Below are 9680 nucleotides of genomic sequence, written 5' to 3' on the forward strand. Positions count from 1 at the left end.
TCAGGAGTTTTTCGATGGAATCAACACAGTGGTGCGCCATCTGCTGGTAGTATGGATAATTGTATGGCGTTGTGAGTACGACGACACTTGGTTTCTCCCCGGTTTGATTGACTGCGATTGTATCCTTTTTCAGTTGCACGCCTTCGTTAAACTTTATGATCTGAGCGCCAGTCTCGACGATCAGTGCGGTGCTTCGGTAGTTGATAGCGAGATCGGTCCGTTCCGGATGATCGAAAAAATCCCCGAATTTGACGAAATAGTCCACATCTGATCCAGCAAATCCAAAGATGCTCTGCCAGTCATCACCGACGCAAAAGAGTTTGCAATCGGGGTTTTTATCCATCAGGGCTCTGATGATGTGATATCTCTGGGCGCTGATATCCTGGTATTCATCCACGAGGATGTGATCGTATGCATCATGCAGGAGATCGGGGTTTTCTTTGAGTGCATCCACAGCCAGGTTGATCATATCAGCAAAATCGATGCAATTCTTCGAGTGCAAATGGTTCTGGTATGCCTTGTAGATAATGACGGCAACATTACCGAACGATTTCTGTTTCAACGACCAGCGTTCTTCTTTCAGTCTTCGTTCGATGTCTTCCGGGGACAGGTTGTAGGTCTTTGCGATGACGATAAAATCGGCAATGTGTCCGCTCAGTCTGTTTACTGATTTTCTGCAGTCTTCCCAGACTTTATCGCGGATTTTATTGTAAGGGAGACGCGATATTTCAAATTCAGATTCTGGATCTCGCTCCTTCAATTTGGCGAGGAGTTTTCTTGTCAGGAGTTCATCAAGGTCTTCTTTCCACAGTTCCCACTGGTATGTCTCTATGAGGCCATACTCTTCTTGAGAAGCGAATTTCTGCTTCTTTGCTTCCATGCCCCTGCGATATTCCAGGGAGGGATCAACTCCTTCAAACCATGGTGGCACATTCCCCTCTTCGTTCACACCCCAGTGTTCCAGATATACATTATATTTTAGGAGGTAGAAATCGGGGCTCGGAAGACGCTCATTTCCCGATTCAGTGGTATAGGACATCCACTCTGCCGGCTCTTCATATTTTATTTCAATATCGCTGCCATCGATCGAATGGGTGAGGAAATAGTTCAGAATTCTCCGTTCAGCGTCACTCTTTACCTTGGTGCCATTCAACGCCGTGAATGAGAGACTCTGCATATACTCATAGAAACTCTGTTTATCCTGAAAATCCGCTTCCTCTTTTTGGATCTCGTCGTCCCCGAAATATTGTAAATAATTGACGATCGCACTGACAAAGTCCTGTGAATCGAATTGATTCACGTAGATACTATCGATCAAATCACGGTAGTCGTTCTTGAAGTTGTCCCCGGAAAAGAGTAGTCTTGGCGGATTTGTATTTTTATTGTGACTTGCTGTGTCCAGTATTTCTTTTCCCAAGGCATGGAAAGTTTTAATTTTTACCTCCACTTCAAATCGTTCCTTTAAGCGATCCCGCATTTCCTTCGCTGCCTTGTTCTGGAAGGCGAGCGCAAGTATTCGATCAGGATGGATGATATCTGGTTTTCGTTTTATTAAATATGCGATTCTGGTGACCAGCACTTCGGTTTTTCCCGAACCCGCTCCTGCAACGATCAGGTTGTGCTTGTCGTCCTTGATGACTGCTTTCTTCTGGTTCTCGTCGAGTGGGAAGGATGATTGGTTGAATAGATCCACGTAATCGACCATCCGCTTTTCAATAAACGAAGCGTTGAATGAACCAACCTCTTGGTTCATTGCGGTGAGTCGTTGTTGGTATTTTTCGATCTGGTTTCTGAAATCTTCTGGAATAACTCCTTTTTTCGTCAATAAGAACTGATAGTCGTTTAAAATAGAATTAAAATGATGCTGGATCTCAGTCCTCGTCTGGTATATCAGGTAGGTATCGTTTTGATTAATCTGTTCGAGGATTTCTTCTGCCATTTCTACGTCATTGCTGATAGATTTCTGCAGATTTTGAATGCTTTCTTCGAGAATCTTATTGAACCCGGATATTTTGCGCTGATGATGAAAGTATAGCGGAATGCCAATTAGTGCTGGAATTAATAGAATGCTGATATTTCTTCGGATCTTGAGGCCTTCAAGTTCCTTATTTAGTCTTTCAAATTCTATGATTTCTGACCGAAAATCCATCGAATCATTTTGTGGTTTATTTTTCTGATTATAGTGCTTTCCGAAATCATCCTCGAAGAAATCGGACGAGAATTGCCGCATTTTATTGTTGTGCAGGTGCCATCGTGAAAGCAAAACTCCGGCCTTTTGATTTACTCTCGAATCCTAATCCCTCAATTTTTCCAAGGCCTTCAACACAGCCTTTTGCACCTTCGGATTACGATCCCGCTGCCGTATCGTCAATGCGAGACGCGCACGGGGATCTCCGATATCACCGAGGGCCTGTGCAGCCTTTTGGCGAATAGCCGGGGAAGAATGGTGCAGGCATTGGATCAGGGGGTCCACCGCTCTCCGGTCACCTATACGACCCAGTGCCCCGACGACCTGCTTTTTAACCTCCTGATCCTGGGTGCTCAACAAACAGATCAGCGGCTCGACTGCCGTACTCCCTTCACGGACTAACACGGTGATGGCCCGGTCACGATCGCTTTGTGAACGATTATTCTCGAGCATTTTTATGAATAAGGGGATATTCACTGAACTACGATCAGATGGGGATGTGGGAGCTGAACTCTCATGAGATTCTATACTGGAACCTGGAATGTTATGAGGCGTTATTGCGTTGCTGGTGATATTTCCGTAGCGTTGCAGCAGGATCCGAATCATATCCGGATCTCTGTTTCCAATAATGAGGAGCCAGCGGTGGCTAGGAATATCGAGCATCAGTTCCTCGCCATATGCGGATCGAAGGAGGTCTGCCCAGTTTTCATCGGTCAGATGATCCAGAATCCTACCCAGAAGATCGAAGAGCTTTGCCTGGGCCTCCGGGTGGATTGCATCGACGAGGTTCTGGATTTTGATTGTGCCGAAATCATCGGTGGTCAGCGATTCATTGTCAGAGAAGTACTGGCTGATAGCGCCCTCGGACAGCCACTCAAACGCAGCGAATTCCTCTGATTCATCGACGACCTCCTCGATGGGGATGCCCATTTTCAGTGCCACATCCGTTATCCAGGCCAGGTCGTTCTGGTAGGTAAACGAATCCTCTGACACGAGGTAGTACCGGGGGACCGCCACGAAATGGTGAAACACCGGCTGCTTGTTCGGTCGGTTTCTCAGGATACGCCCCAGGCGCTGGATGAGCTGGAGTTCGGTCTTTGATGCAGCGACATTGATGCCGATCTCTGCATCGGGGATATCGATACCCTCATCCAGCATCTTCGGGGCGATCAGGACGCCATGTTTGCTGGCCCTGAACCGCTGGAGTGTGTGGGCAACTACTTCAGGTTTCAGGTTCGAATGGACGAGGAAAGCTGGCACCGAGCGGGAGAGGCGTGCAGCGATCCGTTCACAGCTGGCAATGTCCATCGCAAAGAGGACGCACTTGTGGGTGGAGGCCATCTTTTCTGCAAGGTCGATGGCGTGTGCGATCTTCGGTGAAGAACGGTGAATCACCCAGCGCCGTTTATTCACAAGGCCGATCAGGTGGCTCCACTCCTCCGGAATTGTGTCATTCCGGTAGCGGAGATCCTTCATCAGGCGGACAAAGTCCCCGATATGTTCGAACCGATCGAACCGGTTTCTGGAAAGGCTCCGGATTGTTTGCTCCTGGGTGGCGTTGATGTAGCCCAGAAGGTTGGTGGTTTTTTCTGTGATGGAGGCAAATTCGGTCTCTTCGGGAATGTCCAGGAATGTCTTGTGGATGACCAGCTTGAACTCGGGGATGATGCCATCCTTCCGTGCATCGGTGAGCGAATAGGTGAATACCGGTCCGCCCAGGTACCGATCCAGGACCTCGATTCTCTCCCTGCCCTCCACGGTTGCGGAGAGACCCATCTTCCAGCGGCAGGGGACGGTGAGCGCTTGCCTGAACTTGAGGCCGGCTCCGTGGTGCACTTCATCCACGATGAGGAGATCGGTGTAGTACTTGTCGGGATCTCGCAGGACTTTCTGGATCGTGGCAAAGGAGAACACGAACTTCCCCTGGAAGGAGAGGGGTTGGGTGTAGTCATCATCGGGATCCCCGATGAACCCAAGCTTCTCGATGACCTCGCGCCGCCACTGGTTGAGGATTGCCCGCGAATGGCAGAGCACGAGCACGCGAAGACTGCCCATTACCGAATAGAGATGGTACGCCGATGCCAGGCCCACGAGGGTTTTACCGGTTGCCGTTGCCATCTGCACGATCCCTTTTCCCCCGGCGCTGATCCACCGCTCACGGGCGCGTATCTGGTGCTTCCACAGGGGGAGGAGAATCTCCGGTGTCTCAGCCACTTCCCTCAGCTCGGCATCGGAATCGGGCCAGTCATTGAGGAACGCTTCCCATGCTTCAGCTCGTTTCAGGCCGAGGAAGAGTTCCATTACAAAGAGCGAGCTTCCCGCAGAGAACAGCCGGGACACGTCATCAATCGCTGACGGAGAATAACCAATCTTGATGCCGATTTTTTTGAGGATCTGGATCTTCTGGATCTCAGGATAAGAATGGAGGTCCTGCACGAGGCGCCGACGGAATGTGGAAAATTCGGCCCTTGGATCTGCCGCATCAGGTTTCTCCAGCAGGTGTTCGAAAAGAACCGCTGCAGACATCTCTGCGACATACTCCTCCAGCTGGCTATAGGCGGCGCCGGCTGTTTCCAGTTGGGGGACGAAAAGTGTCCGCTGAAAGGTGCGGAGATTGTATTCATTGTCGTAGTGGTTGAGGAGTTCTTCATCCGCAAGGCTCAGGGCCACCGGAGCGGAATGTGGATCCAGTTGGTTGGTTTTGAAATAGGGGAACGTGAAACGCTCAGGATGGTTGAGGTATTCCAGTTCGTATTCAGAAAAACGCTTCATTATTGAGCTCCGTCGGATCCACCCATTTGCGATTATATCAAACTATTATATCGAGAATAAACTCAATTTTTCATCTTTATGTAAATATTAGGTTCTCTATGACATTTTTTGAAATATAAGAGTAAAAGATTTGGCTCTGTAGAATTCCTTAACGAGAACAACAAGGACTGGTGTCTTCATCTCAGCCCCTGCCGGGTGAGTCGGCTATGTCCTCCGCTTTGCGTCACAGGGCTACGACCAGGCATGCTCCGCGGGGCCTTTGGCGTTTCACTTTTTTACCACATAATAGACATGGGAGCCCGAACCCTTCTTCTCGGCAAGACCAAGTTTTTCCAGTTTTCCAATTCTCCTGAGGACCGTGTTTTTCGAGACGTTCAGTCGAGATGCGATGTCCCCGCTCTTCATCGGCACCGTGATCAGTTTGAGGATTTGCGTATCCGTATCATCAAGAGACGCAGACACCACTTTTTTGAATATCACGGTAAATGTAGCGGGGGCTGCCTTGAATTCGACCGAACACAGGGGGTGGTTTGCAACCTCTTCCTCGATCATCTTGATGCCAAACCCGTACCGCTCGATGTAGCCCGAATCATACAGAAGATTCGATAATGACGGGTTTCTGGGGATGTGTTCAGGGTCGCGGATGTCAACGCCCGGCATGAGGCCGCCGGGATTTTTTATCTCGAACCTGTCGGGATAGACGAGGATCTTCACATCAGCGCTGATGGTATAATTCCGGTGGCAAACGGCGTTTATCAGTGCTTCACGAATTGCCCGCGGAGGGTATTCCTCAACTCTGATCCGCCGTGTCCCTACGACAACATCGATCTTTTTGATATCCCGGATCAGGCCCTCATATGCATCCTCAATAACCTTCCAGACTGGCCCTTCGTACTCCTCACTCCACATGGGGCCTTCTTCGCCCATCCCCACCTTTCGGATTTTTGCATAGGCGATGGTTTCGGTGGCGTCGGTGAAGAACAATATTCCTGCGTTGGTGAGTTTGTCGTTTCTTATGGCCCCGGCACTCCGCAGGTATCTGGGCCTGTTGTCGTCTGCGATTGTTTTTCCCCTGGTCTCTCTCACCCTCTCAAAGAACCAGTCGATATAATCCGGCCGTGCGTTGTCTCTGGGGAGCATCGGGATCTCATCCCAGTTGATGGTCCCCATTTCCGAGGAGAGCATGACAATCTCCTGGAGGGAGAGGGGTCTGACGCCGGTGCCCGTTCTTATATAGACAATCCCGCCGATCGAGCACAGGGAGGAGCCTTTCTCGACGCTGATCACAAGAAGGTCCTTGTCATCGATTGATAGCTTCTCTGTTTTTATTGACGGCGGGGGGAGTATTGACTGAACCGAACTGGTAACCCTCTCCATTGCCTCTTTTACGTTGGTTCCGACGATCTTTCCTGTATCTGATACTCCGACGAGTATCTTTCCGCCGTCGGAGTTTGCAAAGGCGGCAATTTCGTGGTGGATGTTTTTTCCTGCCGATTCTTTGAACTCAAGGACTTCGGATTCTCCCGATTGTATCAGGTAGATGAGTTCCTCCAGATCCATGGTTACTGTTGCACCATAGTCGTAAAAAAATGTAACGGTAGGTTGGTTACTGTTCCATTTTCAGGGTGAACAGTAGTGAACAGTAAAGATGGTGCGGGAGGTGCTCGGTTGAAAAATCGATGTCATTCTTCTCGATCGGTCGGGCTTGCTCACTCGCTGCGGCAGGCCTCCGCTCGCTTCGCAACACCTCCCTTGTTTTTGCCCGGTTGATGGTCATCGGCAACGCCCTCACGCGTCGCATCTCCGCTTCGCTCCGGTGCTCTGCGTGACGGCTCCTCGTGCACGCCGCCTTCGCAGACTGCTGGCGCAGACTGCTCGGCGGATGTGTACTGGTACGGTGCGAACGCCGCCAGGAATATCAGGTCTGCCGCCCTTCGGCGGCACCGCTCCCTGCGGTCGCTGACCAGATAATCCGGGCGGCTGGCATGGCACCTATAATTTTTTAAAAAATGTCGGAAAGAGTGTCATCATTCTGATAATACACGTTTGATCAACTCTTTACCACGCTCACTGGCTATTACATGAAAGATTTGTTCCTCCAATTGTGACGTGTCGAGTTCGATCGTAATTTTTCTATTTTTTGTGGTGGTGGGTTTATGCTTGCTTTCAACTTGTTTTTCTTCTTTTGTACTCTTAATTTTTGAGAATATCCCAAATATATCTGAAAAATCAAATTGTGCTGCAGTTATATCGATGTCTCTTACCCGCCTGACAATTTCCTTGCTTTCTGGGCGTAATTTTCGTTTTTCGCCAATGTTTACGAAATAAACATAGATTTCTCTGTAAGAGAGATTGCATACAGCGCAGTCACAAAATGTCAGAAGCGCTTCTCCCCTGAAAAGGAGCATATAGGCAAACAATGCATGGAAAAATGGGACTGCCTTGAGTTGGCACGGCGTGAATCTCGGAATTTCTTTGTTGGATTTTTTCTCGTCTGAAGCTTCGAATAGTTTTTCTACCGGTACCCGTTCTGTTGGAGGTGTTTTTTCTTCAATGTCTTTTAGATCTACGCCGCAATGGACACAGTAATTTGAATCATCTTTAATCTCTCCACCGCAGACATCGCATTTTTTCAAAGTCATTCGGTTCCTATTCAAAACCTTATGGGATTTAAGTTCAATCCCAACTCTGGCAAACTATGTATATATTAATATTTGATATATTCAGAAATCTCAAAGGATAACTATATATAATATCATATTAAAATATGACAGCAATGGACTTTTTTTTAGATTCGGGGTTGATTTATGGGTTGGTTGATGAAAGAGATCGTCATCGAACCCGAATACAAATATTTTTTGAATATTTAGACTTTGATTCGCATAACTTTGTCTCAACTCGAAGAGTTGTGGATAGAGAGTTAAAAAATATTAGACGAAAACGGACGGAAGGAGTTTCTAGGGAAGAAAGAGAATATCAAAGAATGTGGACTCATTTATTAGATATTATTGGTGATGTTGATTATATTGAACATTATCTGTTTGACCGTCTTTTTCCAAATATACGTGAAGTTTTAGAAAATAATAAGCAAGATGATAATCCGAAAGATCGAGATGCAGATTTGTTATCAAATGCGTATTTATGGGATTATCATCGAGACGAGCTAGATACACCACAATTTGTTACTATTGATAGAAATGATATTATTCGTAATCAACATGAAATAAAAAATGCTGCGGATATTTGCCTATCCTGTGATTCACAATTGCAAATGACTCCCGTTTAATTTTCACAATATAATTTTCTATAATCGTTTATTGTTGGGGAAAGATTTTTTTCTTTTAAAATCTTTGAAGTATCCTCTATTTGCGATATTGCATCTTTTAATTTGTTATCAAGGTTTTTGGAATATATACCAATTTCTTCCTCTTTTTCATCCCCGATCACAGTTTGTCTAAATGGAGGTAATCCAGTGTAAATGTCTTCATAATAAAATTCTTGAATATTTTGGATGATCCTTTTCATCCCTTTTAGTGCCAATTTTCTTGTTTGTGAAGTTAAGAGCATATCCTCAAATAAATCCACGAAATTTGAAAAAACATCCAATACATCAGTATCGACATGCTTTAAAAATGGATAATATGATGAGATTAAATCAGCAATATCATTATAAGGTTCTTTAGAAACTTGAATTCTTGTATCTGAGAGGTTTTTTAAGGATTCTAAAAATAAATCACTGAATTTGTAAAATTCTTTATATTCCTCTGGAGGGAGCTCATAGTGAACCCAATGTAGAAATGTTGATTGTTCTGAAATGAAATTCGTTTTATTTGTTCTCAAAAATGGAATGATCTTGGTTGAAAGTTCCTTATCAACTTGTTCTTTTGGTATTTTTGTTGCCCTTAAATTTTTTCTTAAAGGAAGTTGCTTTAATATTTCATCAGTAATGAAGGAATAGTAGCCATGTTTGTACCACCCTCGATTAATTGAGTCGTCGTCAAGATAGTCCGCAGCAAGGCACACTAATTTCACAAGTCTCCAGCGAGGAAGATACTTACAGTCTGCACCATACTCTTTTTTTGTAGCGGAAAGTACTGTGTGAATAAAAGATACTGAATTTGATTCCATTGAATGCACCAACCGCCTCACCTAAAGGGCTTAAAGAGCGACAAAATATAATAATTTTGTTGATTGCAAAATGTGTTTATTCTTTATTTAAACGATTCGATCCGTTTCCTCATTATTTATTCTCAAAAATGATGAATTTGAGCATAATGTCGTCCTTCTAATTATGTTGCAAAATAAGCTGTATACACACAAGATATTCATTTACTTGGCCTAACTGCTTGATAACTCGCTAAATCAAGCATCAGTTCCCGATAACAATTAAAACACCAGTCACGCTCTCGTACGTCGTATCTCTGCCTAGCTTCGGTGCTCTACGTGGTGGCGATATTCTGATGTGGTGCTAACGCCGCCAGGAATATCAGGTCTGCCGCCCTTCGGCGGCACCGCTCCCTGCGGTCGCTGACCAGATAATCCGGGCGACGTATCCTCAACTGGAATGCGCTTAGTAACCGCAATCATTGAAGCTGAAACCCGGAATCAGGTGAATTGAGAAAAAATGGCTTGTCGATGTAAGGATTCAAGAGTCGGAAAGGAAAATCTCGCATTTTTATAATATTATTGAATTATAATTACTATTTTATTGTTAAAAATT

6 protein-coding genes are annotated in these 9680 nt (G+C 45.9%); 1 reads left to right on the plus strand and 5 read right to left on the minus strand.

The features are described from left to right. From QCH34_RS02175 to QCH34_RS02190, 4 genes are all read right to left on the minus strand, one after another. Positions 1 to 1939 (minus strand): UvrD-helicase domain-containing protein (locus QCH34_RS02175; RefSeq protein ID WP_300329322.1); only part of this gene is annotated, 1939 nt, incomplete at its 3' end. A 354-nt stretch (positions 1940 to 2293) separates the two neighbouring features. Next, a complete protein-coding gene (locus tag QCH34_RS02180) occupies positions 2294 to 4960 on the minus strand; it encodes a HEAT repeat domain-containing protein (RefSeq protein WP_300329325.1) in 2667 nt (888 codons plus the stop codon). 267 nt (positions 4961 to 5227) lie between these two features. Next, the gene (locus QCH34_RS02185) at positions 5228 to 6520 is read right to left on the minus strand and encodes an RNA-binding domain-containing protein (RefSeq protein WP_300329328.1); all 1293 of its coding nucleotides are present in this window, start codon (positions 6518 to 6520) and stop codon (positions 5228 to 5230) included. 467 nt (positions 6521 to 6987) lie between these two features. Beyond that, complete coding sequence (locus QCH34_RS02190; RefSeq protein ID WP_300329331.1) at positions 6988 to 7602, minus strand: hypothetical protein; 615 nt, start codon at positions 7600 to 7602, stop codon at positions 6988 to 6990. A gap of 125 nt (positions 7603 to 7727) precedes the next feature. Here QCH34_RS02190 and QCH34_RS02195 point away from each other — a divergent pair, with 125 nt between their 5' ends. Then, a complete protein-coding gene (locus QCH34_RS02195; protein ID WP_300329334.1) occupies positions 7728 to 8246 on the plus strand; it encodes a hypothetical protein in 519 nt (172 codons plus the stop codon). On the opposite strand, the gene QCH34_RS02200 is transcribed toward QCH34_RS02195, so the two are convergent. Further along, on the minus strand, positions 8243 to 9109 hold the full coding sequence (locus QCH34_RS02200) for a hypothetical protein (RefSeq protein WP_300329337.1): 867 nt from the start codon (positions 9107 to 9109) through the stop codon (positions 8243 to 8245). The two genes, QCH34_RS02195 and QCH34_RS02200, sit on opposite strands and share 4 nt — an antisense overlap. Positions 9110 to 9680 lie beyond the last annotated feature (571 nt).

It is taken from the genome of Methanocalculus sp. (assembly GCF_029762515.1).
GTDB lineage: Archaea > Halobacteriota > Methanomicrobia > Methanomicrobiales > Methanocorpusculaceae > Methanocalculus.